General features: G+C 37.7%; 27 protein-coding genes and 1 other RNA gene. 24 read left to right on the top strand and 4 right to left on the bottom strand.

The features are described 5' to 3' along the window. Positions 1–111 precede the first annotated feature (111 nt). The 15 genes from ACFOUV_RS08300 (at position 112) to ACFOUV_RS08230 (ending at position 14730) form a co-directional block, all read left to right on the top strand. On the top strand, positions 112–858 hold the full coding sequence (locus ACFOUV_RS08300) for an alpha/beta hydrolase (protein ID WP_379496289.1): 747 nt from the start codon (positions 112–114) through the stop codon (positions 856–858). Positions 859–906: 48 nt separating this feature from the next. Next, the gene (rnr, locus tag ACFOUV_RS08295; protein WP_379496288.1) at positions 907–3117 is read left to right on the top strand and encodes a ribonuclease R; all 2211 of its coding nucleotides are present in this window, start codon (positions 907–909) and stop codon (positions 3115–3117) included. Positions 3118–3361: 244 nt separating this feature from the next. Then, positions 3362–4168: a zinc transporter ZupT gene (gene zupT, locus ACFOUV_RS08290; protein ID WP_379496287.1), complete on the top strand. Its 807-nt coding sequence runs from the start codon at positions 3362–3364 to the stop codon at positions 4166–4168. Between the two features lie 78 nt (positions 4169–4246). Then, positions 4247–4714, top strand: coding sequence for an SsrA-binding protein SmpB (smpB, locus tag ACFOUV_RS08285; protein WP_379496286.1), 468 nt, complete (start codon positions 4247–4249; stop codon positions 4712–4714). 109 nt (positions 4715–4823) lie between these two features. Further along, positions 4824–5185: a transfer-messenger RNA gene (gene ssrA / locus ACFOUV_RS08280) on the top strand. Between the two features lie 238 nt (positions 5186–5423). Next, positions 5424–6356 (top strand): glucose-1-phosphate thymidylyltransferase RfbA, encoded by a 933-nt coding sequence (gene rfbA / locus ACFOUV_RS08275; RefSeq protein ID WP_379496285.1) that lies wholly within the window; start codon positions 5424–5426, stop codon positions 6354–6356. Next, positions 6349–7386 (top strand): dTDP-glucose 4,6-dehydratase, encoded by a 1038-nt coding sequence (gene rfbB / locus ACFOUV_RS08270; protein ID WP_379496284.1) that lies wholly within the window; start codon positions 6349–6351, stop codon positions 7384–7386. The genes rfbA and rfbB overlap by 8 nt, the downstream gene beginning before the upstream one ends. Then, a complete protein-coding gene (locus ACFOUV_RS08265) occupies positions 7347–8315 on the top strand; it encodes a glycosyltransferase family 2 protein (RefSeq protein WP_379496283.1) in 969 nt (322 codons plus the stop codon). Before rfbB ends, ACFOUV_RS08265 begins: the two co-directional genes overlap by 40 nt. Continuing rightward, on the top strand, positions 8293–9012 hold the full coding sequence (locus ACFOUV_RS08260) for a GNAT family N-acetyltransferase (protein WP_379496282.1): 720 nt from the start codon (positions 8293–8295) through the stop codon (positions 9010–9012). The genes ACFOUV_RS08265 and ACFOUV_RS08260 overlap by 23 nt, the downstream gene beginning before the upstream one ends. Then, positions 9013–9369 carry an EamA family transporter gene (locus tag ACFOUV_RS08255; RefSeq protein WP_379496281.1) on the top strand — a complete coding sequence of 119 codons (357 nt, stop codon included), beginning with the start codon at positions 9013–9015 and terminating at the stop codon, positions 9367–9369. A gap of 5 nt (positions 9370–9374) precedes the next feature. Continuing rightward, positions 9375–10505, top strand: coding sequence for a dTDP-4-amino-4,6-dideoxygalactose transaminase (gene rffA, locus ACFOUV_RS08250; protein ID WP_379496280.1), 1131 nt, complete (start codon positions 9375–9377; stop codon positions 10503–10505). After that, positions 10468–12156 carry a DUF6044 family protein gene (locus ACFOUV_RS08245; RefSeq protein WP_379496279.1) on the top strand — a complete coding sequence of 563 codons (1689 nt, stop codon included), beginning with the start codon at positions 10468–10470 and terminating at the stop codon, positions 12154–12156. The genes rffA and ACFOUV_RS08245 overlap by 38 nt, the downstream gene beginning before the upstream one ends. Before the next feature lie 268 nt (positions 12157–12424). Continuing rightward, on the top strand, positions 12425–13723 hold the full coding sequence (locus ACFOUV_RS08240) for a PcsB-like coiled-coil domain-containing protein (protein ID WP_379496278.1): 1299 nt from the start codon (positions 12425–12427) through the stop codon (positions 13721–13723). Between the two features lie 315 nt (positions 13724–14038). Then, a complete protein-coding gene (locus ACFOUV_RS08235; protein WP_379496277.1) occupies positions 14039–14383 on the top strand; it encodes a nucleotidyltransferase family protein in 345 nt (114 codons plus the stop codon). Then, positions 14338–14730 (top strand): HI0074 family nucleotidyltransferase substrate-binding subunit, encoded by a 393-nt coding sequence (locus ACFOUV_RS08230; protein ID WP_379496276.1) that lies wholly within the window; start codon positions 14338–14340, stop codon positions 14728–14730. The genes ACFOUV_RS08235 and ACFOUV_RS08230 overlap by 46 nt, the downstream gene beginning before the upstream one ends. A 149-nt stretch (positions 14731–14879) precedes the next feature. On the opposite strand, the gene ACFOUV_RS08225 is transcribed toward ACFOUV_RS08230, so the two are convergent. Both ACFOUV_RS08225 and ACFOUV_RS08220 read right to left on the bottom strand, forming a co-directional pair. Continuing rightward, positions 14880–15986 (bottom strand): copper resistance D family protein, encoded by a 1107-nt coding sequence (locus ACFOUV_RS08225; protein WP_379496275.1) that lies wholly within the window; start codon positions 15984–15986, stop codon positions 14880–14882. Next, positions 15986–16555 carry a copper resistance CopC family protein gene (locus tag ACFOUV_RS08220; protein WP_379496274.1) on the bottom strand — a complete coding sequence of 190 codons (570 nt, stop codon included), beginning with the start codon at positions 16553–16555 and terminating at the stop codon, positions 15986–15988. The genes ACFOUV_RS08225 and ACFOUV_RS08220 overlap by 1 nt, the downstream gene beginning before the upstream one ends. A 179-nt stretch (positions 16556–16734) precedes the next feature. Here ACFOUV_RS08220 and ACFOUV_RS08215 point away from each other — a divergent pair, with 179 nt between their 5' ends. Beyond that, entirely contained in the window at positions 16735–17790 is a 1056-nt protein-coding gene (locus ACFOUV_RS08215; protein ID WP_379496273.1) for a M42 family metallopeptidase, read from the top strand. A gap of 37 nt (positions 17791–17827) precedes the next feature. Here ACFOUV_RS08215 and trhA read toward each other — a convergent pair whose 3' ends face one another. Then, positions 17828–18475: a PAQR family membrane homeostasis protein TrhA gene (gene trhA, locus ACFOUV_RS08210; protein WP_379496272.1), complete on the bottom strand. Its 648-nt coding sequence runs from the start codon at positions 18473–18475 to the stop codon at positions 17828–17830. A gap of 141 nt (positions 18476–18616) precedes the next feature. Between trhA and ACFOUV_RS08205 the strand changes: the two genes are divergently transcribed. The 8 genes from ACFOUV_RS08205 to ACFOUV_RS08170 all read left to right on the top strand — a co-directional run bounded on the left by ACFOUV_RS08205 (position 18617) and on the right by ACFOUV_RS08170 (position 24819). Then, positions 18617–19213 (top strand): DUF1836 domain-containing protein, encoded by a 597-nt coding sequence (locus tag ACFOUV_RS08205; protein WP_379496271.1) that lies wholly within the window; start codon positions 18617–18619, stop codon positions 19211–19213. Further along, complete coding sequence (locus ACFOUV_RS08200) at positions 19203–20192, top strand: LLM class flavin-dependent oxidoreductase (protein WP_379496270.1); 990 nt, start codon at positions 19203–19205, stop codon at positions 20190–20192. The genes ACFOUV_RS08205 and ACFOUV_RS08200 overlap by 11 nt, the downstream gene beginning before the upstream one ends. A 46-nt stretch (positions 20193–20238) precedes the next feature. Then, the gene (locus ACFOUV_RS08195; RefSeq protein WP_379496269.1) at positions 20239–20844 is read left to right on the top strand and encodes a DedA family protein; all 606 of its coding nucleotides are present in this window, start codon (positions 20239–20241) and stop codon (positions 20842–20844) included. Positions 20845–21030: 186 nt separating this feature from the next. Next, positions 21031–21384, top strand: coding sequence for a lmo0954 family membrane protein (locus ACFOUV_RS08190; RefSeq protein ID WP_379496268.1), 354 nt, complete (start codon positions 21031–21033; stop codon positions 21382–21384). Between the two features lie 304 nt (positions 21385–21688). Next, complete coding sequence (locus tag ACFOUV_RS08185) at positions 21689–22321, top strand: PspA/IM30 family protein (RefSeq protein ID WP_379496267.1); 633 nt, start codon at positions 21689–21691, stop codon at positions 22319–22321. Positions 22322–22425: 104 nt separating this feature from the next. Next, the gene (gene liaF, locus ACFOUV_RS08180; RefSeq protein WP_379496266.1) at positions 22426–23154 is read left to right on the top strand and encodes a cell wall-active antibiotics response protein LiaF; all 729 of its coding nucleotides are present in this window, start codon (positions 22426–22428) and stop codon (positions 23152–23154) included. Beyond that, the gene (locus ACFOUV_RS08175) at positions 23151–24194 is read left to right on the top strand and encodes a sensor histidine kinase (RefSeq protein WP_379496265.1); all 1044 of its coding nucleotides are present in this window, start codon (positions 23151–23153) and stop codon (positions 24192–24194) included. Before liaF ends, ACFOUV_RS08175 begins: the two co-directional genes overlap by 4 nt. Further along, positions 24187–24819 (top strand): response regulator, encoded by a 633-nt coding sequence (locus ACFOUV_RS08170; RefSeq protein ID WP_379496264.1) that lies wholly within the window; start codon positions 24187–24189, stop codon positions 24817–24819. Before ACFOUV_RS08175 ends, ACFOUV_RS08170 begins: the two co-directional genes overlap by 8 nt. Before the next feature lie 34 nt (positions 24820–24853). Here the strand turns inward: ACFOUV_RS08170 and ACFOUV_RS08165 are convergent, their stop codons facing one another. After that, positions 24854–25864: an FUSC family protein gene (locus ACFOUV_RS08165; RefSeq protein ID WP_379496263.1), complete on the bottom strand. Its 1011-nt coding sequence runs from the start codon at positions 25862–25864 to the stop codon at positions 24854–24856. Positions 25865–25977 lie beyond the last annotated feature (113 nt).

Here is a 25977-nt window from a genome sequence, read left to right as displayed (position 1 = left end):
AACCAATCCCTTATCATGATTTCGTGATAAGGGTTTTTTATTATTATATGTTGTATAGTAATACATATGGGGTAGAGTAAGAGTAGGAATGTGTAAGGAGATGCAGTTATTATGAAAATTAAGCAACCACAACCGTTTACATTTGAAGCAGGACCACGTGCTGTGTTATTACTGCATGGGTTCACTGGACATACTGCAGATGTAAGGATGCTAGGCAGATTTTTGGAGAAAAAAGGCTATACGACCCATGCGCCGATCTATCGGGGACATGGTGCACCACCAGAAGAATTGATTAAATCAAATCCCAAACAGTGGTGGGAAGATGTTAGGAAAGCATTTAAGCATTTAAGGGAGCTTGGTTATGAAGAAATAGCAGTAGCCGGACTATCTCTTGGGGGTGTTTTAGGGTTGAAGCTTGCCTATTCAGAAAATATTAAAGCAATGATTCCAATGTGTGCTCCTATGTTTTTTGATAATGAAACACAGCTTACACAAGGATTTAAACTTTTTTCTAAAGAATATAAACAGTTAGAACAAAAAGACGATGACACCATACAAAAAGAAATTGCTTCATTGCTTGAAGGCTCAGAAGAATTGTTTGATGAAATGGGTAAAACCATTAAAGATGTTAAAAATAATGTGGACACAATCTATACACCGGTTTTTGTAATACAAGCAAGAAAGGATCAAATGATTAATACGGAGAGTGCCATGTATATCTATGAAAATGTCGAATCCGATGTAAAAGATATAAAGTGGTATGAAGAATCTGGACATGTTGTTACAGTTGATAAAGAAAAAGAGCAGCTGCATGAGGATATTTTTCAGTTTTTAGAAACACTTGACTGGAAAATATGATTATATTTATTAAAAAATGCAAACAATAATAAGAAAGAAGGTGACCAGATGAAAGAGAAAATACTTCATTTCTTCAAAGAAAGTGGAACAAAACCATTAGCAGTAGATGAAATAGAAAAAGAGCTGGGAATTGATGATGCAGTTGAGTTCAAAGAGGTTATCAAAGCATTAAATGAACTGGAAAATGATGGTGAACTGGTACGAACGCGTAAAAACCGTTTCGGATTACCTGATAAAATGAACCTTGTTAAAGGGAAAGTACAAATGCATGCAAAGGGCTTTGCCTTTCTAATTCCGGAAGATGAGGAAACGAAGGATGTCTATATTCATGCCAATGATCTCGGGTCTGCAATGAACAATGATAAAGTACTTGTACGTCTGGAAAAAGCAGATACGGATGGTAACAGACCTGAGGGTAAAGTCATTCGTATATTGGAGCGTGCTGTAATACAAGTTGTGGGGACATTTGAAGACAACCGCTCCTTTGGTTTTGTCATTGCAGATGATAAACGGATCCCGAATGATATCTTTATTCCAAAAGGTGGCTCACATGGGGCTGTCAGTGGGCATAAGGTCATTGCACGTATCACGAAATATCCGGAAGGCAGAAAAAGTGCTGAAGGGGAAATTCTCCATATTCTTGGTCATAAAAATGATCCAGGAATTGATATTCTTTCCATTATATATAAACATGGAATCAACATCGACTTTCCAGAGGAAGTATTAGAGCATGCAACAAATGTTCCGGAAACGATTAAAGAGGAAGAGTTAAAGGGTCGTCGGGACTTGCGTGATGAAATGATCGTCACGATAGATGGTGCAGATGCGAAAGATCTCGATGATGCTGTAACGGTCAAAAAGCTTGATAATGGAAATTACAAGCTTGGTGTTTATATTGCCGATGTTACTTATTATGTGGAAGAAGAATCTCCAATCGATACCGAGGCATTTGATCGTGGTACAAGTGTCTATCTCGTTGACAGAGTAATTCCGATGATCCCACACCGGCTATCTAACGGAATCTGTTCGTTGAATCCACAGGTGGACAGGTTGACACTTGGTTGTGAAATGGAAATTAATACTGCAGGACAAGTAGTCAACCATGAAATTTTCCAAAGTGTTATTAAAACAACAGAGCGAATGACATATAGCGATGTTAATAAAATTTTGGTAGATAAAGATGAGGAAGTTCGGGCGAGATATGATGCATTGGTTCCCATGTTTGAACAAATGGAAAAGCTTGCTGAGATTCTTCGTAATAAGCGCTTTGGTCGAGGAGCAATTGATTTTGATTTTAAAGAAGCGAAAGTACTAGTTGATGATACAGGAAAACCGACAGATGTCGTCGTTCGTGAACGAGGAGTTGCTGAGCGTCTGATTGAAGAGTTCATGCTTGCGGCGAATGAGACAGTAGCAGAACATTTCCATTGGATGGATGTTCCGTTTATTCATCGTATTCACGAAGATCCTGATGAAGGGAAACTGGAAAAGTTCTTTGATTTCCTTGGAAGTCTCGGTTTATCTGTAAAAGGTACTGCAAATGAGATTCATCCACAGGCACTTCAAAAAGTATTAGATTCCATACACGGGGAACCGGAGGAAATGATCGTTTCCAAATTGATGCTGCGGTCGATGAAACAAGCGAAATATGATCCTCAAGGCATTGGTCACTTTGGATTGGCAACAGAATTTTATACACATTTCACATCACCAATCAGAAGATATCCGGATTTAATTGTTCATCGTCTCATTCGCACGTATTTAATAAATAATCAATTAGACAATAAAACAACGGGTCACTGGAAGAATAAACTCCCAGATATTGCAAGACATACTTCCGAACGGGAGCGCAGGGCTGTTGATGCGGAAAGAGACACCGATAATCTGAAAAAAGCAGAATTTATGAAGGATAAAATTGGTGAAGAATACACCGGTGTAATCAGCTCCGTAACCAATTTCGGTATGTTTATTGAACTGGAAAATACCATTGAAGGTCTTGTTCATGTAAGTTATTTGACAGATGATTATTATCATTATGATGATCGTAGCCATGCATTGATTGGTGAGCGAACCGCTAACGTGTATCGGATTGGACAAGAGGTAGAGGTAAAAGTTGTCAGTGTCAATACGGATGAGCATACAGTTGACTTTGAATTGGTTGGAATTCCTAAAATGAATAAGAGTAGGAAAACGAATCCACATAGGAAAGAGTTACCATCTAATAAAATGAAATCAAAAAAGAAAAAAAGTAAAAGATAAGCCAGACGTCCTGTTTGGCTTATTTTTTTTGCGGAATTTACAACAATGACAATTACCTAAAATTTGTGTCATCAAAACAAACATAGTTGCATATATATACTTTATAAAAGTTGCACCCGGGAAAACTATTTGTTGACACCTAACTAATTGTCCTATAGACTACTTATTATAATAGTCCTAATACTAATGTGTTTTCAGATAAACAGGTGCAAAATTAATAAAGGATGTTTGGAGTGATTTTTGAATGAATGATGTTTTATTTGCCTTCTTGTTAACGTTGTTTGCAGGACTTGCTACAGGCGTTGGAAGTTTACTTGCTTTCTTTGCCAAAACCACCAATACGAAATTTTTGTCATTTGCTCTAGGATTATCTGCGGGTGTTATGATTTATGTATCCATGATCGAGATTTTCTTTAAAGCTAAAGATTCGCTCACTTCTTCCATGGGAGCAACACAGGGGTATTGGGTAACAATACTAGCCTTTTTTGCTGGAATGTTATTGATTGGTTTAATCGATAAATTCATTCCAAAATATACGAATCCCCATGAAGTCAAAAAGGTAGAGGATATGGAAAAACCGACAAAACCTGTAAATGATCCGGCCTTATTGAAGATGGGGATGTTTACAGCTTTAGCCATTGCAATCCACAATTTTCCGGAAGGGATTGCAACATTTGTCTCTACGTTGCAAGATCCATCAATTGGAATAGCGATTGCAGTTGCAGTTGCGATTCATAATATACCAGAAGGAATCGCAGTGTCAGTTCCTATTTACTATGCTACTGGTGATAAGAAGAAAGCATTTAAACTATCTTTCCTTTCAGGGCTTGCAGAACCTGTAGGAGCAATTGTCGCTTTTCTGATCTTAATGCCTTTTCTCACTGAAACCTTATTTGGAATTATATTTGCTATGGTGGCTGGTATTATGGTATTTATCTCTTTGGATGAACTACTTCCCGCTGCAAAAAAATATGATGAAGCACACCTTTCCATATATGGCGTGATGACTGGTATGGCCGTTATGGCAGTCAGCTTGGTACTACTTGCTTAATTTTAATGTATTCTGATTGGAATCATACTGAATCTTTGTTAAAATAAAGGTCTATGGGAAGCAGTAGGAGGAACATTTATGCCAAAAGGACATGGAAAAGCAATCACCCAAAATAAAAAAGCATCGCATGATTATTTAATTGAAGAAACATATGAGGCAGGAATCGTTTTACAGGGAACAGAGATTAAGTCTCTACGAAATGGGCGAGTGAATTTAAAAGATTCCCATGCAAGAATTGACAGGCGCGGTGAAGTACAGCTAATCAATTTACACATCGCGGAATATGAGCAAGGGAACCGTTATAATCATGATCCTACTCGAACCCGTAAACTCCTGCTGCATCGAAAAGAAATTGATAAGTTAATCGGATTAACCCAACAGCAAGGCTATGCACTTATTCCATTGAAAATATATATTAAAAATGGATTTGCAAAAGTGCTGATTGGACTAGGAAAAGGGAAAAAGAAATACGATAAGCGTGAAGACCTGAAGCGGAAACAAATGAAACGTGATGTGGACCGTGCTATAAAGGAACATGTAAAGTAAGCTACCTTGTAAATTTTTCCATCCCTTGAATTTAACAGGATTTCTGTTATACTAGAAAATGTAGAACAAATTATGAATGCTCATTTTTACCGAGCGTTTCTCCTTTTCTGGGGACGTTACGGATTCGACAGGGATAGATTGAGCTCAGGTTGCACGTCGAGGTTACGGCTCGTAAAACGTTAAACGCCTATAATAACTGGCAAAGAACAAAATTACTCTTTAGCAGCTGCGTAAGTAGCACTAAAGGATCCTTCCTGTTATCGCCCGTGTGGCAGATTGAAGGGTCTCAAATGAAGCGGGCTATACTACCATCCTCCGTCTGGGGAACGGTAGTTGAACTGAATCAGACTAGCTACTCTGAAGCCTGTTGATAGGCTGAAGGATAAGCGAATCATAATATATCAACTAAGCGTGTAGAGGCCTGAGTGCCAATATCTCTGGACGTGGGTTCGATTCCCACCGTCTCCACCAATACATATGTTGGTGGTTTTTTTATGCCTTTTTTTAAAATCTTGTACAAGCCTTCCATTTGGATAGCTTGTGCTTTTTTTAGATTTCATAAACTGAAATAAATTTGAAACAGAAATGTAAGATTACTTGCTAACTAAATGTGGAATAAACCTATATGGAGAGAAATACATGAAATAATTCGACAAAATTCGGGTAGTGACAGGCACGGCTTTTCACTTCCAAGAGGGGTGTTTAATATATGAAGGGTATTATTTTGGCGGGAGGAAGCGGTACAAGGTTGTCTCCTAGTACGGACAGTATCAATAAACATTTACTGCCGGTCTATGACAAACCTATGATCTATTATCCGCTTTCCGTACTGATGCTTGGTGGGATTAAGGAGATTTTGATTATTAGTACACCAGAGGATACTCCACGCTTTGAGAAGCTTCTTGGCGATGGTTCAGAACTTGGAATTACGTTGAAATACCGGGAACAGGTCCAACCAAGAGGAATTCCGGAAGCACTCACCATTTCCGAGGAATTTATAGGAAAAGATAAAGTAACTTTGATTCTGGCGGATAATATTTTCTATGGTCAGGGATTTACAACACTTCTTAGAAATGCAATTAAAAACCATACGTATGCTACTATCTTTGGCTATCGAGTAAAAGACCCACGGCGTTTTGGGGTTGTTGAGTTTGATCATAGGCAAAAAGTTATTTCTCTGGAAGAAAAACCAGATAATCCTCAATCTGATTTCGCTGTTACTGGACTGTATATTTATGATCACCGTGCTGTCCAGATTGCGAAAAAATTGAAACCGTCTGACCGTGGTGAACTGGAAATAACAGATTTAAATAAAGAATATCTAAAATGGAATCATTTGGATGTTGAATTACTAGGGAGAGGATTTGCGTGGATGGATGCAGGCACCCAGGAATCATTGTTTGAAACGGCGGAGTTTGTAAAAACGACCCAGCAGCGACAAGGATTCAAGATTGCATGCTTGGAGGAAATCGCCTTTTATTTAGGCTATAACACGAGAGAAGAACTGTATGAAAAAGGGAAATCAATGGAGAAGAATGACTATGGGCAGTATCTCATGGAAATTGCTGACAGAAAACATACGGACCAATATTGGGACGCTATTGATCATCATCCGATGATGGGACTGGTGAAAAATGAATAATCAGGAGGGAACAATTCTTATTACGGGTGGAGCGGGTTTTATCGGATCTAATTTTATCCAATATTTTATGGGCGAACACCCTAATGTAACTATATTGAATATTGATAAGCTCACTTATGCAGGTTCAACAGATAACCTGAAAGAGGTGGAAAGATCAGATCGCTATCAATTCATCCATGGAGATATCGCACATGTAAGCTTGGTAAAACATGTTTTTCAAAACTATGATATTAGAGGTGTCATTCACTTTGCGGCAGAGTCTCACGTTGATCGTTCCATCGAAGATTCCAGAGCATTTATTGAATCCAATGTACTCGGAACGATGACACTTCTACAGGCTGCCAGAGATGACTGGGAAAAGAAAGGTGAGATTTCAAGCAGACGCTTCCATCAAATTTCAACGGATGAAATATACGGATCGCTAGGTTCTGATGGGAAATTTTCCGAAGAGACAACTTATGATCCAAGAAATCCTTATAGCGCCTCAAAAGCGGGAGCAAATTTACTTGTGAAAAGCTTCGGGTATACATATGGGATGAATATCGTCATTTCATCCAGTTCCAATAACTACGGACCGAAGCAGCACAAGGAGAAGTTGATCCCGACCATCATACGAAAAGCGCTTGCAGGTGAGCATATACCAATCTACGGTGATGGAAAAAACATTCGTGATTGGCTCTATGTAGAAGATCACTGCCGAGCATTGGATGCTATTTATCATCAGGGAAAACCTTTGGAAACCTATAATGTCGGTGGCGGCAACGAGAAAACGAATATTGCAATTGCTAAACAAATATGCGATATTCTCGATCAGATTAAACCGGAGATTAAATTGCAGGCAGGTATTCATAGCTTTAAAGAGCTGATTACTTTTACCGAGGATCGTAAAGGACATGACCGGAGATATGCTGTAGATGATAGAAAACTAAGAAATGAATTGGGCTGGAAACCAAAAGAAGACTTGGATGATGCACTAAGGAAAACTGTAGAATGGTATGTGAAACAATGGAATTTGCAAACAAACCGGTAATCTCGGTGGTCGTACCTATTTATGGTTGTGAATCTTGTCTGATAGAACTTTGCGGCCGCATAAAAAAGACAATTTCAACGATACCAGCCCAACATGAAATCATATTAATCAACGACGCAAGCCCGGATGATGCATGGGAAACGATTAAACGTTTAAGTACAGAGGATGAACAAATCAAAGGGATTGATTTTTCCCGAAATTTCGGCCAGCATCACGCGATTACAGCAGGACTTGATAATGCAAACGGAGACTGGGTTGTCGTCATGGACTGTGATTTACAGGACAAGCCTGAAGAAATCGCTAACCTATATGAAAAAGCTATGGATGGTTATGAAGTAGTTTTCGGCAAACGAATTAATAGACAGGATAAGTGGGTTAAGAGGAAATCTTCACAAGTCTTTTACCGTATTTATGATTATTTTAGTGAACAAGTTTCCGATTACTCAACTGCCAATTTCAGTATCAACTCAAAAAAAGTAGTAATGAGCTTCAGACGGATGCGCGAGCAGAATCGTAACTTCCCATTATTTCTTAAATGGATGGGATACAAAACAGCAAGCATTCCTGTAGAACACAATTTCAGAAAGGAAGGGAAATCTTCGTACAACATTAAAAAGCTGATTAATTTGGCGACAGATGCGATTATTTCACAGTCCAATAAGCCACTTCGCCTATCGATTCAAATTGGATTTTTTATTTCTCTTGTTTCTTTTCTGTATGCTGTGTATTTATTTTTCCGTTATTTCTTTCTTGATCAACCGGTCGCGGGTTGGACAAGCGTTATGGTTTCCATTTTCTTTCTTGGAGGCTTGATTTTTTTCAATCTTGGAATTCTTGGATTGTATATCGGAAAGATATTTAATGAATCAAAAGGACGCCCCCTCTATCTAATCAGGGAAACAACAGATGAAACAGATGAACGGAGCTGATACAATGACGAACTATTTGGAACCCACTCCTTGGGATCAACGGAATTTTCGTGTGCCTACCTATCAGCTGACGGAATATTCCGTAGAAGCCTTACAAGAGACACAGGATACAGAGGGACACTTCACTGTGAAGGTAGATCCATTTACTGATAAAGAAAACTTGAAAAAGTTCGGATTTTATTATGTAGATACATTAATGGAGCCAGTGTGCAAAAAAGAACAGTTACTCGTTCCAAAAGAAAGTGAAATTCGTTTTGCCCGTGAATATGACAAAAAGGAGATATTGGATATTGCCGAGGAGGCATTTGCGGGTGGACGTTTTCACCGCGATTTCAATATACCGGATTATATGGCGGACAAGCGCTATCGAAATTGGGTGAATGATTTGATTCAAAAAAATCTTATCCTTGCATTGTACTTTGATGGGAGCTTAGCTGGATTTTTTGCCTATGAAAATGATCATATTCTACTCTTAGCCATGCATAAGAAGTTTCGGGGAAAAGGTCTGGCAAAAGATTTCGCCGGATCCTGTGTTCAGGAACAATTCAAAATTACAGGATACGACACATTACGGACATCCATTTCCCCTTCTAATCCGGCATCATTGAATGTGTTTATTTCACTTGGCTTTCGTTTGAAGGGTTCCATCGATGTTTATCATAAATTAAATGGTTCACTACAGGCCGGAGGGGAATGAATGGGTTACTTATTTATTTTCAGTACGATTACTTTTACTGTCTACGGGCAGCTCGTAATCAAGTGGACCATGGATAAGCAGGGGGGACTACCTGAAGCATGGACAGATAAATTCATGTTTCTCATTCAATTATTAATGAACCCCTGGATTTTATCCGGTTTTCTGGCCGCTTTTTTGGCTGCACTCAGTTGGATGGCAGCAATGACAAAATTTGATATTAGTTATGCATATCCATTTATGAGCTTGTCTTTCGTGCTTGTATTTATTTTATCCGTGTTTCTATTCGGTGAACCGGTGAGTCCGCAAAAATTAATCGGTTTTGCTTTAATTATTCTAGGCATTATTGTAATGAGGTGATAATAATGATTCCATTTAATAAACCATGCATGATCGGACCAGAAATGGAAGCGATGAAAGATGCAATGCAGCAGAACGAACTTTCCGGAAATGGGCCGTTTGGAGACAAATGTACGTCCTGGTTAGAAAACAAACTCGATTGTGAAAAGGCAATCCTTACTCCTTCCTGTACGGCAGCACTTGAAATGACAGCTCTATTAACAGAGGTTGGTGAGGGAGATGAAGTCATTATGCCATCCTATACCTTTGTATCGACTGCCAATGCATTTGCACTCAGAGGTGCATCGATACGATTTGTCGATGTCTCACCAGAAACGATGAATATCAATCCGGAAAAAATCGCAGAAGCCGTAACAGAACGGACCAAAGTAATCGTCGTTGTTCATTATGCTGGCGTTTCCTGCGACATGGATTCGATTATGGAAATTGCTGCAGAACATGGACTTTGGGTGATTGAAGATGCCGCCCAGGGCCTGATGAGTAAGTATAAAAGAAAAAGTCTTGGTACGATTGGGCACATGGGGACATTCAGCTTCCATGAAACGAAAAATTACACATGCGGGGAAGGCGGTGCACTGATCATCAATGATCGTTCACTTGTGGATCGTGCCGAAATCCTGCAGGAAAAAGGAACAGACCGTTCACAGTTTATGAAGGGAATGGTTGATAAATATACTTGGCGGGATCTTGGCTCTTCCTATTTATTAAGTGAATTGAATGCCGCTTATCTCTCTGTGCAATTGGAACATGCAGATGTAATAAATCAGGATCGATTACGAGCATGGGAACAGTATGAGGAAGGACTGCAGTCACTGGTGGAGTCGGGGAAGATTGCCATTCCTACTATTCCCAAGAATTGCGAACATAATGCCCATATGTTTTATATTAAAACAAAGGATGACCAGGAACGTTCCAATCTGATGCTTTATCTCAAAGAAAATGAGGTGATGGCTGTTCCTCATTATGTACCACTCTGTTCTTCTCAAGCTGGGAAAAAATTTGGTGAGTTTGTTGGGGAGGACCGGTATACGACAACGGAAAGTGAGCGGATTTTGAGATTGCCCCTATATTATGGAATAAAAAAAGAGGATGTCGAACATGGTATCAAGAGTATTCACCAATTTTATAAAGCATAAATATATCTGGATTGCCTGTCTTGTCCTCATTGCCTATCTTACCCCTTATTACATATTAGGTGAGGACACTCATATCCGTATACATGATAATCTGGATTCGAATATCGTCTGGTATAAGATGCTTGCAGAAAGTGGTCAGATTTTCACCTTGACAGATACAATGCTGCCAAATGCCATTAACGGTTTGCCAAGGAGCACACTACCATCCGCTTTTGATGCAGTTGTTTGGCTGTATGTGTTTTTTGAACCAATGACAGCCTATACGATCAGTCAAACCATTATGCGTTTTGTTGCCTTTTTCGGGATGTACTTGCTTCTGAAAAAGTTTATATTCAAGAAAGAACAATCAGCATGGATTACAGTCGGAGCATCATTAGCTTTTGCAATGCTCCCCTTTTGGCCATCAGGTGCTTTGTCCATTGCAGGTATACCACTTGCACTTTACTTATTTTTAATGATTCGAAAATATGGTTGGAAAACAGCTAAGTATATTTGGTTGGTACTACTGCTGATTCCATTTCTATCCAATTTCGTCCTTAGCTTTGTTTTTTTCCTTTTATTAATGGGGTTGTTCTGGCTTATTGACTGGATTCGCTTTAAAAAGTCGAATTGGCCGTTTTTTACAGCAATTGCATCCATGACAAGTATCTATCTGCTAAAAAACTATTTGTTAATTACGTCGATGTTTCTTGATTCCAGTTTCACTTCACATCGGGAAGAACTCGATCTAGGACACAATACGTTTGAACGCAGTTATGAATTGGCCTGGGAAAATTTCCTATACGGACTAACCCATGATGAAGCACATCAGGCGTATATTGTCATTCCTACGATACTGATTGCCTTGCTAGTCGCAGTATATAGTAAAGTAAAGCCGCGATTACTGCTGACTCTCTTCTTGTTCAATTTAGCCCTTTCATTCTGGTATGCCTTTTGGTACTGGGAAGGGTGGCGAGTCATAAAGGACAATTTTATGATTGCCAACACGTTTAATTTTGGTCGTTTTCACTTTCTTGATCCGGCAATTTGGTATATTTGCTTTGCGTTGGCACTTGCCATTTTATGGAGATATTTAAAGTACGGAAGAGTGCTCGTATGTTTGCTTGTAATTGCCCAGTGCTTTAATTTATTTGGATTAACAGAAGAGCTTAAGTACAGGGATTTTAGTACGCCAACATTTGCAGAATTTTATTCAGAGGATTTATTTGATGAGGTAGCTGATTACATCGGTAAAGATCCTTCCGATTACAGAGTAGTTAGTATTGGGATGCATCCAACGATTGCACAGTATAACGGATTTTACACACTCGATACATACAATAACAGTTATCCACTTGAATACAAGTATGCGTTCAGGGAAGTCATCCAGGGAGAGCTTGATAAAAGTCCAAGTCTGGAGTCCTACTATGAAACATGGGGTGGAAGGCTGTACATGTACGTAGCAGAACATGGAAAAGACTACATGTTTACAAAAGATCGCAATGAACCGATTGAACAGCTAAACATTAATACACAGGCACTGGCTCAACTCGGTGGTGACTATATTTTCTCTGCAGCACCCATTGCGAATGAGGAAGAACTTGGACTGGAGTATGAGCAAACGTTTGAAAACAAGAGTTCACCCTGGCAGATCTGGCTCTATTCCCTGTGATACTTATAAATTGATAGAGGCAGTAGAAGACAGTAATTTATCCAGTCTTCTACTGCCTCTCTAGTATACAATCATTTCATGCAAACTTACGAACCCCTCTGAAACACAAATGTAACATTCTCATAATACGGATGTCATTCTCCAATGCTATACTTGTTCGTACATAGAATGGATAATTTTAGTACATTTTCCACATAACTGCAGATTGACGAATCAATCTAGTGTATATAAAGATTGCAGGTGTGGCAGAAATCAGGGGGAAGAAAAATTGAGAAAAACCTTAGTGGTAATATCCACAGTTATGATGATTGTTGGACTAGGTGGTTCATTATTCAGTGTCCCAGTCTTTGCAGAACCGACGAACGATTTAGAATCTATTCGTGACCAACGCAAAGATATTACAGAAAATCTATCAAAATCAGAAAAACAAATTACAACAATTTTAATAGAACTTGAAGCGTTGAATCAAGAAATCGAACGTGCGAATGAAGCGTTAATAGAAAAACAAAATCTAGTAGAAGATACAGAGAATAAAATCAACTCTACCGTAGCTGACATATCTGAGTTGGAAAAAGAGATGCAAGAATTAGAAGCAAAGATAGAAGAAAGATATGAGATATTAAAAGGACGTATGGTTTCTACCCAAAAAACAGGTGGGGATATTAGTTATTTAGAAGTTATTTTTGGTTCGAAAGACTTCGGTGACTTTATTACACGTGTTTCTGCAATGAATAAAATTGCCGATTCGGATGCTGCATTAATGGAACAGCAGAAATCTGATATGGAAAAAGTAGAAAAAAAACGTAATGAAGTGTTGGACAAGCTTAATGAATTAAACACAATGAAATTAGAACAAGAAGAAGCAAAAGTGGTAATCAGCCAACAATTACAGGAAAGTGATCAACGCAAAGAAGAGCTTGAAACGAAAGAACAAGAATTATCAGCATTAGCAAATGACCTTAAATTGAAAGATAGTGATTTAGCTTCACTTGAACAAGAAGTTAAGCAAAGTTTAGTAGCCGAATCGGCAAAAGCTGATGAGAAATCCAAAAACACGGAAAAAACAGTAGTTGAACCAGCTGTAGTTCAAATGGCATCAAAAGAAGAGAAACCTTCTGAAAAAGTTGAAACGAAGAAGTCTAAGGAAAACAAACAGGTTAAGCCTGCTGTTAAACAAGAACAACCTAAACAAGAGGCAAAAGAAGTAAAAGAGGAAAAAGTGGAAAAAGAAACACCAGCGCCAGTGAAAGAGGAAAAAGCGGAAGAAAAGAAAGAAAGTAAAACCTTTACTGTAAATTCGACTGCCTATACAGCTAATTGTGCAGGTTGCTCTGGTTACACGGCAACAGGTATTAATTTAAAAGCTAATCCAGATGCAAAAGTGATAGCGGTAGATCCAAATGTAATTCCATTAGGTAGTACTGTCTATGTGGAAGGATATGGATACGCAACAGCAGGAGATACTGGTGGCGCAATTAAAGGAAATAAAATTGATGTCTTTGTACCAACTAAGAAGGAAGCATACAGTTGGGGAGTACGTACTGTTAAGGTAACCATCGTAGAGTAATTTAAAAAATAGATTAAAAAATAAGTTACCTTGGAGCTAGAAGCTTAGGGTGACTTATTTTTATTTTGGCTCTCTTCGTAATTTATATAAACTAGGAAGTAATTTTAGGTTTATTTCCAGGGTTTGTGCTTTTGCCGCCGTCCGGGATCGCTTCAGGCGGATGCGCATCCTTAGGGCACGGCCTCAGCCCCGAAGAGAAAACCACCTTTATTTTAGGTTAAAAAACTAACGAAAAAATCACGAAATGTTTTTGTACATTTTTCTTAACCGATTTTATCATGGTATACTATGAAAAAGTCTAACAGGGGGAGTAAAATGAAATCGAACATCTCAAAAAGAGACCAGATGTTATTAATGGTTAAAGATTTAGTTCTTGAAACGATGCAAGATGTCCCTGTGAATATTTATCTTTTTGGATCATGGGCTCGCAATGAAGAAAAAAGAACATCCGATATAGATGTGGCTTTTGATTCGCAAAAGAAAATTTCTATTAAAAAATGGGTAGAATTGCGTGATAAGATAGATGAGTCAACGATACCTTATCATGTGGATTTAGTTGATTTACAAAATACTAATTCTGATTTAATTATGAAAGTAAAAAGGGAGGGTATTTTATGGAAAGATTACAAGAAAGACTCCAAAGCGCAAATAGAGCCTTAAGTACTTTACGTGAATTAGTAACAATAGAAAAACCTTCTGCTATTGAAAGAGATGCAGCGATACAGAGATTCGAATTCAGTTTTGAAGCTTGCTGGAAAGCGGCTAAACAATTTTTATATGATATTGAGGGTGTTGATATAGGTTCACCGAAAGGCGTGATACGTTCTTCTCGAGAAGTGAATCTATTATCGGATGATGAAACAACTCTCGGGTTACATATGGTAAATCATCGTAATTTAACCGTTCATACGTATAATGAAGAATTAGCTATAGAAATTTTTGCAAATTTACCACAGTACTATCAACTGTTGCGTAAATGGGTAGACCGAATGGATGATAAGTTATAATTTACTTATGAATAAAGCGTATGTCTTCTAGTGGAGAACATACGCTTTATTCAATAGCCTATGAAACCTTTGTATAAATGTATTATTAGGTAATTAGGTAAACGAATTATTAAAATCACTAAATCCCACAGAGAAGAAAGGGAGTGCTATCAATTTATAACTTGAACGCTCTGCATGAAAGCCAAATACCCGCAAATAACAACAAATAAAGACATAATGAACGAAAAGGCTGGTGACATTTTTTCTGAAAAAGAGGCAATGCTTATACCTAAAAATATAATAGCCAATACACCGAATAAAATACTGGATCCGTTCCACATCAATTCGACACCTAATTCCGGATGAACCGGTCCGTTATAAAACAATGTGAATAAAGATGAAATTCCTTCATAGCTGATAAGGCTTTCCAGATTGGTTGGCGGTGACTGCTGGCTCATGGCTCCAGTAACTGCGAATATCAATAAAACTACTAAAAACTCAATCTTTGTCCATGGTCGTGGATCGAAATCTGACTGTTGTTTCAATCTTTTTTTCAGCAAAATCCCATTAATTAAGGCATAGCCTATGAGTGGAATAATCAATAAATGTTTAATGAGCAGACTTTGTCCATAGGAGACCATCCAAGCATCCGTATAGCTATTCCATTCATTCGTAACATTCATCAGAAGGAGTCCGGATATAATGGTAAGGATAAAACAACTAAGTGCTGTCACATGGAACCATTTCAGAAAATTCATCCAGTTAGCAGTATTTTTTGAAAACCAGCTTACGACAAATAAAAGTCCGACCCATACCGTTACAGCCAGAAAATGCATCATATGGATTGCAAACCCTGCTATAGGACTAATTGAACTGGCATGACTTGACAAGGCAACACCAATAACTAGTAAGAATACAATAGTCAGCCCAGCCAATGAATAGGCTTTATGCTTTCGTCCATCTGTTAGTGTAATGAACAATCCTAAAATTATTGAAAGAATAAAGGTATATACCCATGCATTTCCAACTTTAAATGTCAGTAATACAGATTCAAATGCTGATCCTAATCCATAATCTTCATATAAATATAACACGAGCTGCAAAACGGGCATAAAAGAAGACAATGCAATTCCTGCAATTGCAAAAAGTAAAACATTCGTTGGAACAATCAAATTAGGTTTTCGATTATTTGGAACTAAAGAGAAAATATACGTTGCAATCAACAACGCGAAACAGATATAAAGAAGTGTTTCACTGATTATAGAGAGAAAAAACATTATTTATTTTTTCTCCTCAACCAGATAATAGCCGCCACGACGACAACGAGTACAACGATAATTACAATCATTAATGTATTAGAGCCTTCCGTTGCTTGTACATCAGCTGATTCAGTATCTGTTTCTATTGTTTCCATTGAATCTGATTGATTAGTAGCATCTCCGGAATTTTCACTATCTGCGGGCTCTTTTTCCTCCTCAGATATAGACTCATTTACAGGAGTATCCACAGTAAAAGAAAATTCTCCTTGGATTGGATGTCCATCTACACCGATAATGTTCCACAAGACGGTATATTGATCATTTTCCAATGGCTCGGTTAAGGTACCTTCCATTATATTGTCAGAAATAGTAATATCATTCACTGAAATGGTTTCTCCAGTTCCATTTTGTAATTCAAATGTACTTGCCTGTTCGATAGTAGTTTCAAAGGATAGTGTAATGTCAGTTAATGTTTCATTGACGGTGCTTCCATTTTCCGGATTTGAACTTTCCAGTCCAGTATGTGCAAATGTCTGATTCGTTAGTATAAATAAGAAGATAAAGGTTAGTGCTATCATTTTTTTCATATTATTCCCTCCAATAATGGTAGATGCCTATTAAGATTACTAAAGAATCGTTGCAGAAACAAGAAATAATTTTTATCTGAATTTTGACTTTTAAGATCTTATCTAGATCATTCCTACTGTTCATCTTGTCTATTTCGCGTTACTATTATTAATAGGATTATTTGAAAGGGGCAGTCTTCATGACTACATATCCAAATGTGAGTGAAACAAAAGAACGTATTAAACAATTAGTGTCAATTCCTAGTCCATCCGGAAATACATTTAAAGTGATTCAATACGTTGAAAATTTCTTACGCGATTTGAATGTGGAAACGAAACGTAATCGCAAGGGTGGATTAATTGCAACACTACCTGGTAAAAATGATTCTGAACACAGAATGCTGACGGCTCATGTTGATACGTTGGGGGCAATGGTTAAAGAAGTCAAAGGCAATGGCCGTCTACGTATTGATTTGATTGGTGGTTTCCGTTATAACTCCATTGAAGGAGAATATTGTGAAATTCATACTTCCACAGGCGATGTGTATACAGGAACCATTTTGATGCATCAAACATCGGTACATGTATACAAGGATGCAGGCGATGCAAAAAGAGACCAAACGAATATGGAAGTACGTATCGATGCAAAAGTTGCAAGTGCTGAGGATATTCGGGCATTAGGTATTGAAGTTGGTGATTTTGTTTCCTTTGATCCAAGAATACAAGAAACAGCGAATGGTTTTATCAAATCACGGCATTTGGATGATAAAGCAAGTGTTGGGATTTTGATGCAACTGATTAAACGAGTTAAAGAAGAGAATATTACCTTGCCATACACGACCCATTTTCTTATTTCAAATAATGAGGAAATTGGTTACGGAGGAAATTCGAATATTACTTCGGAAACAGTAGAGTATCTGGCAGTAGATATGGGAGCGATGGGTGATGGTCAATCAACAGATGAATACACGGTTTCCATTTGTGTAAAAGATTCCAGCGGTCCGTATCATTATGGTTTGCGTAAACATCTCGTTAATATCGCGGAGTCAAATGATATTGGTTATAAACTGGATATTTATCCATACTATGGTTCAGATGCATCAGCAGCAATTCGTGCTGGTCACGACATCATTCATGGTTTAGTTGGTCCTGGAATTGATTCTTCCCATGCATTTGAAAGAACGCATGAGTCATCATTAATCCATACTGAGAATTTGCTTTACTATTATATAAAGTCCAATATAGTATCCTATTAAATGAAAACGAGCTTACCAAATTGGTGAGCTCGTTTTTCTATAATACATATACGTAAATACAGACAAAGTGGCATAAACTGCCAAATAAAATAAATATGTGGAAGATTTCATGAAATCCAAAGTATTTCGATGATAAAAAGTTAGGTTTCAGCCAATAGATAAGCGCTCCCACTGTATAAAACAGACCTCCTACGATTAAAAAAAACATCCCACTTGATCCAAGTTCGGGGGATAATGATCCACTGAAGAAAACGACAATCCAGCCCATTAGTACGTAAAGTGCAGTAGACAGCCACCGTGGAGAATGAAACCAAACCAATTTGAAAATGACTCCAGCTATTGCAAGTCCACTGATAACTCCGCTTAGAACCCACCCTGTAACGCCATTTAAGGTAATAAGGCAAAAAGGTATGTATGTTCCCGCAATCAACACGAATATCATGGAATGGTCAATTTTTCGTAAAAATGCAATTACACTATCTTTTGCTATCACCATATGATAAGTCGCAGAAGCAGAATATAATAGTATCATACTTACTCCGAATATAACAACAGCTGTGACTGCCAGTGTACTGTCTGTAGTTTCAGAAGCTTTTATAATCAGAGCCACCAGCCCAATAACTGCCATGATTGCTCCAAATAAATGTGTAAAACCATTCATTGGTTCGCGAATATACTTATTCAATAATTACACATCCTTATTTTGTTATGTAGTTTTTAAAACTATATGTACATAATAGTACTATTTCGATATGTAGTCAATATTTTACTTTGATGTTGGCATCACATATAATGTAAAGTAACCTTTATAAATGGAGCTTAAACGATGAAAAATAAAAAGGAACTAATAGAATCACTGAACTTGGAAAACCAATTATCATTGGAGGATATACCTAACCTTGATCTATATATGGATCAGGTTATTCAGCTATTTGAAAATAAATTTGCAGCATCTAAGCGAAATGATGATGAAAAGGTATTAACCAAAACAATGATTAACAATTACGCAAAGGGAAAGCTTTTTTTTCCTATAAAAAATAAAAAATATTCCAAGGAGCATTTGATATTAATCAGTATGATTTATCAAATGAAAAGTGCATTGTCAATTAAGGATGTAAAGATGGCACTTGATCAATTGAATTCAAAAATAACAGATGAGAACTTCAATCTACAGCGTTTGTATCATAGTTACCTAGATTTAATGGATAAAAACAGCGCTATGTTCAAGAATGATGTCGATGAGCATTGGAAAGATATAAATAATGAAGTGAAAGAACTTGATAATAATCATGCCGATGATGAAGTGTATTTGGAACAAGTTTTGCTTGTAGCAACTTTTTCAAGCATGAGTAATTATTATCGTAGAGCTGCTGAGAAAATCGTGGATGATATGAAGAAGGAAGGGAATAAGGATGAAGCTTAGTATTTTGGATCAGGCACCGGTTACAAAAGGGAGTTCTACCAGAGAGGCTTTGGAAGCGACTATTGAACTGGCGCAGTTCGCTGATGAATTAGGCTACACCCGCTATTGGGTTGCAGAGCATCATGATCTGGATGGATTATCGAGTCCCGCCCCGGATATTTTGTTAGGAATAATCGGTTCTAAAACAGACAAAATCCGTTTAGGGTCTGGTGCTGTTCTCTTGCCTAATTATAAACCATATAATATTGCAGAGAGATATAATGTATTGGCTACGTTGTTCCCTGGTAGAATTGATATTGGCTTAGGAAGGGCACCTGGTGGATCTGCTGAGGCTTCCATTGCACTAGCAGGTAACTTCCTGGAAAAAGTACGTAAAATGCCGGAATTGATAGACGAGCTAAGGCATTTCCTTCAACATGATTTTCCAGAGAATCATATGTTTTCCAAAGTTACAGCCACCCCAATTCCAGAGTCTGCACCTGTTCCATGGCTTCTCGGAACAAGTGGAAAGAGTGCCAAGTTGGCTGCTGGAAAAGGAATGCCGTATGTATATGGACATTTTATGAGTCATGAGAATGGCGCAGAGATAATGAAAAGTTATTATGATCATCATTCTACAAATCCGGAAGCTTTTGTTGCTGTCTCCGTCATTTGTGCAGAAACAAATGAAGAAGCTCGGAAACTTGCTAAAAGCAATATACTTTTGCGAGTACTCCAATCGAAGGGAGAAGGGAAAAATGGTGTGCCTTCCGTCAAAGAAGCAACCGAATATCCTTATTCTGTTGACGATTTGCAAATGATACAAAATATGAATGATAATCAGATTATTGGTGACCCTGCAACGGTTAGAAATAAGCTGGAAGAACTACAACAGGAATATGGTACGGATGAATTTATGATTGTGACAATCACACATAGCTATGAAGCCCGAAGAAAATCATTTCAGTTGTTGGCTGATGAATTTAGATTAAGTGAATAGAAGAATGAAAAATCTTTTTTAGCTTTTCTGGAAATCGGAGGTTATCATGCAAAGTTGGGTTACTGACATAATGGAACAATTTGGCTACTTAGGAGTTTTCCTAATGATGACTTTGGAAAATGTGTTTCCACCAATTCCATCGGAAATAGTACTTCCATTCGGTGGGTTTCTTACTACCTATACAGATTTGACAGTAATCGGTATAGTGGTTACTGCAACTCTAGGTTCTGTCATCGGTGCTATGATTTTGTATTGTATTGGACTGCTGGTAGATGTGGAACGATTGGAAAAAATTGTCGAACGTTTTGGCCATATAGTCAAGATTAAAAAAGTAGACATTCATAAGGCAGATGCGTGGTTTGATAAGTATGGGTACTGGACGGTACTCTTTTGTCGGATGATCCCTCTCGTTCGTAGTCTGATTTCTATTCCTGCTGGGATGTCTAATATGAAATTCTCATTATTTCTGTTTTTTACTACAATCGGAACGCTTGCTTGGAATATGATTCTTATTTCGATTGGTGTCATCTTGGGAGAAAACTGGGAAGATATTTTGGGATTTATGGATGTATATTCCTATATTGTTTATCTATTGATTTTTATTATTATTGTAGCAATTATTATCTGGTATATTCGAAATAAAAGGAAGTAAGGATGCCACTTTGGCTAACCTTACTTCCTTTTTCTATGTCTCTTTCCGACAGATTATGACAAAAACCGGGGAGTGACAGGCACCGAATACGCCTGAGGGCTTAGTTCAAAATATATCTGAGGCTCATTACCGGAGAGCTTCATTCTCGGTAAGATTAAATCAGGATAAAGAAAGGAGGAAATAGGAATGAAGAAATTTATGTTGTTTACGTTCGGGCTTGTTGCAGTGTTTATTTTGTTGGCCAATATTGGTCCGATGGCACTGCTTGCGCTGAGTATTTGGTTACTATACATCGTTTTTAAGAAATTTGTCAAAAGCGATTCAACGGTAGGTAAAGTTGGCTGGGCGCTTGTTGGATTACTCGTGTTAAGTATTACTTTTTCAAACATGTTTGCTGTGATTGGTATTGCTGCAGCATATGTGCTTTACCACATTTATAAAAACTGGAACGAGGAAGAAGAAAGCTCTGTAGTTTCTGTTATAGAAGACGATGACCCATTTACCAATTTTGAACGTCAGTGGGCAGAATTAAATAGATAATAAAAATAGCTATTCCTAAAAGATTTTGTTGCTTTCTCTAATCAATAGAGTGTTTACTATCATTCCACTATTGACACCACAGCAGCTCTGGGAAATATACGTAGACTCCTGCGGGAGGAAAGGCATCGGTGAGACTACGAAGTGCTTTGGCACGAGGGGGCTCACCAGCCGCCCGCGGAAAGCGAAGTATATTTTCCAGAGCGGTAGCCGAAGTTACTTATATTAGTCACAGTATATAAATTTTGCATTCTTTAAAAGTACCAAATATAACGAAAAGAGCATTAAAATAAAAGGAGAGATTGATATGTCAACAAATATTTTCACTCGAATGAAAGATTCAATATCAGCAGATCTTCATACAATGCTGGATAAAAAGGAACAAAAAAATCCAATCGCAGCTTTAAATCAGTATCTACGTCAAAGCGAACAAGAAAAAGAAAAGGTAAGAAAACTGATTGACCGTCAATACAAATTAAAAGAGGAATTTTCAAGAGAATATTTGAAAGCACAGGATCTTGCTGACAGACGCTTGAAACAAGCAGCAATTGCGGAAAAGGCTGGAGAAGTAGCAATGCATGAGTTTGCGGTAAAAGAACATGAAGAATATCAGGTTCGTTCAGATCGCATGAAAGCCTCCCGTGAGGAAGCACTTGAGCAGCTTGAAACACTCGAACAAAAATATGAGGATATGAAACATAGATTAAAAGACATGCATTTACGTCGTATGGAATTGATGGGACGTGAAAATATTGCTAAAGCAAATCATCAAATCAATCGAGTAGTTGAAGAAACATCGGAAAAGCCATTTTCAAGATTCGCTGAGATGGAGCAATATATTGAGAATCTGGAATACAAAGTAAACAACTCCTATTACAAAAGTACATTCGACAGTAAAATTGCAAAGCTTGAAAAAGAGCTGAATGAACAAACAAATTAATGCAAAAGCAACCCATTTAGAAAAAGAATAAATCATGATATAATGTACAGGCTTGCACTATTTGAGCTTGTACATCTTACTACATAGAAAGGAGGATCACCAATATGTTCAAGTTTTTATCGACCGATTATTTCAACTGGATTTTGATCATTGGGGTGATCCTCTTTATTTTTGAGATAGCTTTCTTTTACGGGGGAACGATTATTCCAGCTCTGTTCTCCGCTTTATTTATGTATATCGGTTGGAAACATTTCAATCGATTATGGGGAAAAATTCTGTTCTGGATATCTTTAATCAGTCTCGTTTTTGCTGTATTAAATTTACTGGCAGTCCGGTTTTTGATTATTGCTGCAGTCGTTTTATTTATCATGAATTATTCCAAATCAAAAAAGGAAACGGAACATGATGAACCAATTCTTCCCGGTGGTGAAGTAAGAGAAGAAACGGTCATTGAATTAGATGCATTATTTAAGTCTACACTTTTTGATAATCAAATAACGGATGATACTGCCTATCAATGGAAGGATATTAATATACATGGTGCCTTTGGTGACCGTGTAATCGATCTGAGTAATACAGTTCTTCCAAAAGATACAGCTGTCATCTCGATTCGCCATCTTGTAGGAAATATAGTAATCTATGTGCCTTATGAGGTTGAAGTTAGTATACATCACAGTTCCATCTTTGGACGAGGGCATATTTTAGGAAACCATCATATGCAATTAATGAACAAATCGCTTTTCTATCAAACAGCCAATTACGATACATCTCAGCAGCGCGTGAAAATCATTACCTCTTTATTCTCGGGTGATATTGAGGTGAAGCGGATATGAATACAGTTATACGTCATATACTTACTTCCGTTTTATTTTGTATATTATTTACTTTACTCGTGGTAGGGGTGACTTTTTTCTTCTTCCCACCATCAAATTGGTCTGATATTTGGAATGAAGGTTTCGGAAATGTTTCCTATCTGGTGTGGATTATTGGGATTGCGATTTCAGTAGGTACAATTACAGGGATTTCTATCGGATGGTATTGGAAACAGCGGCTGCATTTGGTAGAACGCAAGCTTGATCAGATGGTGAAAGGGCAAAAGGTATCACAGGAGGAAGAAGCCTATAAAGAACTCACAAGCATACAGTTACGGATTGATCAATTACAGGAAAAATTAAGAAATCAGGCGGAACATGCCCAACGTCTAGCTACAGAAAGGGCTCACGAACGGGAGAAAAGTCTGCAGGAGATTGTTATACAGGAACGTAATCGCTTGGCTCGGGAGCTTCATGATTCGGTGAGTCAGCAATTATTTGCTGCTTCCATGTTGATGTCAGCGATAAATGAAAACAATCCACTAGAAGACGCAACTCTCAAACAACAGCTTACGATGGTTGAGAAAATGATACACCAATCTCAAGCGGAAATGCGTGCATTACTCTTACATCTTAGACCTGTCGCATTAAAAGGGAAGTCTCTTCAGGAAGGTGTAGAAGAACTTTTATTGGAACTTACCCAAAAGGTCCCGATGGAGATTGAAACAAAGGTCGAGGCATTTTCCGTTGATAAAGGGGTGGAGGATCAATTGTTCCGTATTTTACAGGAATCGATTTCCAACACATTAAGGCATGCCAAAGCAACCACATTGAATATCTTATTAATAGAACGGGATGAAACAATTATTTTACGTGTGGCTGATAATGGAATCGGTTTTGATATGAAAAAAGAAAAAACAAGTTCTTATGGTATGCAGAATATGCGGGAACGCGCATATGAAGTAGGGGGAACGTTCAAAATTGTCAGCTTGCCAAATGAGGGAACGCAATTGGAAGTTAAAGTCCCGGTCCTGAAGAAGGAGGAATTCTTGAATGATTAACGTATTGTTTGCAGATGATCATGAGATGGTTCGGATTGGAGTATCGGCATATCTTTCCGCACAGCCTGATATCGATGTTATTGCAGAAGCGGATGATGGTGCTCCTGCAGTACAGCTCGCTTTAGAATTGAAACCGGATATTATTCTAATGGATCTTGTTATGAAGGAAATGGATGGAATTGAAGCAACAAGAAAAATCATCGAGCAGTGGCCCGAGGCAAAAATTATAATTGTGACTAGTTTTTTAGATGATGAGAAGGTATACCCTGCTCTGGAAGCGGGAGCGACAAGTTATATGTTAAAAACTTCAAAGGCAAGTGAAATCGCAAAAGCAATTCGGGCAACCCATGGTGGCCAATCCATCTTGGAACCTGAAGTAACCGGAAAAATAATGACTCGTATGCGCAATAAACCGGAAGATCATCTACATGATCAGCTGACAGAACGAGAGAAAGAAATTCTGTTGTTAATCGCAAAAGGGAAAACAAATCAGGAAATTGCGAATGACTTATTTATTGCCTTGAAAACAGTAAAAGTGCATGTAAGTAATATTTTAGGGAAACTTCAAGTCCAGGATCGGACACAGGCAGTCATTTACGCATTTCAAAATAATCTCGTCACATAGAGGAAGAGCCTCGGATATACAGGCTCTTCCTTTTTTAGTTGGTATAGAAGTGGTCAACCAGATCATAAATAGATACCAACTCATATAAAATGATTAATTCGGGTGGAAAGTTCGTAGGATGTATTTCATTATTCTTTGTAATTTCCTCATTGTCTTCCCAAAATATAGCTGTTATTTCCTTAAGGCGGTTTGCATGAACTTCAAAATTATAGGAAGTTTCATCCTGCAAACTTTGTACGAGTGCCCTGACTGCAGTTAAGATGATGTTCCTCTCGCTATCAGTCCAAGATAGATTGATAATCGGATTGTGTATTAGATTACTTAAATGGTAATGAATGAGTCTCAAATTATTCAACTGACTTTGTAATTGCTCAAATTCTTCCTTCTCTGTTTCCAACAATGGATGATATTTAACTTCGTCTTTTTGAAAGCGAATTAACATTTCCGTTTGAATAATGTTTTGATCTAGTCTTTTCAATTCGTTCAGCATAGAGGATGTACTTTCGTGTTTATCTTTTAAAATAACTTCAAATAATTTTTCAATTTGTAATCCGGTTTGATGTTTAATATCTTTCACGTTTTTAGATATATGATTTCTGTAATCCGGAGGCAGAATAAACATGTTTACGATAGTTGAAACGCAAAGTCCGATTGTGGTAGTCCCTAACCTTGTAAAAAAAGCGATTAAAAGATTACTATGTGTGACATCAATCATTGCAACAGCAGTCAATGTAGCAACGAGTAAACCGTCTCGTAGCTTTAATCTAAAACAGACAGCGATTGTAAACACAGTTGCTAGCGCGTACGTAAGCGGTGAATTTCCAAAAAGAGATATAAATAGTACAGCAAAGGCCGAGCCTATTGCTGATGCAGGAAAACGAACAATTCCTTTTTGGATAGAAGCAGAAACTGTCGGTTCCACTGTAACAATAGCTGTAATTACTGCAAACACAGGGGGCCAACCGATCCATTCACATATAAAAGCAGTCAGGAAAACAGCTACTCCAGTTTTTACAACTCTGCTACCGATCATATACTTTTTCACTTATAAAACCTCTATTCCCAAAATTAACTAGTAAAGCCTATGATATTAACCTATTCTCTTACTATCTGAAAAAAAATTCAATTAATTTAAATAAAAGGGTTGCAATTTTAAAA

Source organism: Oceanobacillus longus, from assembly GCF_042650085.1.
Taxonomy (GTDB): Bacteria; Bacillota; Bacilli; order Bacillales; family Amphibacillaceae; genus Oceanobacillus; species Oceanobacillus longus.
Note: the sequence above shows the minus strand (reverse complement) of the source record. Positions and strands in the feature narration are given on the sequence as shown.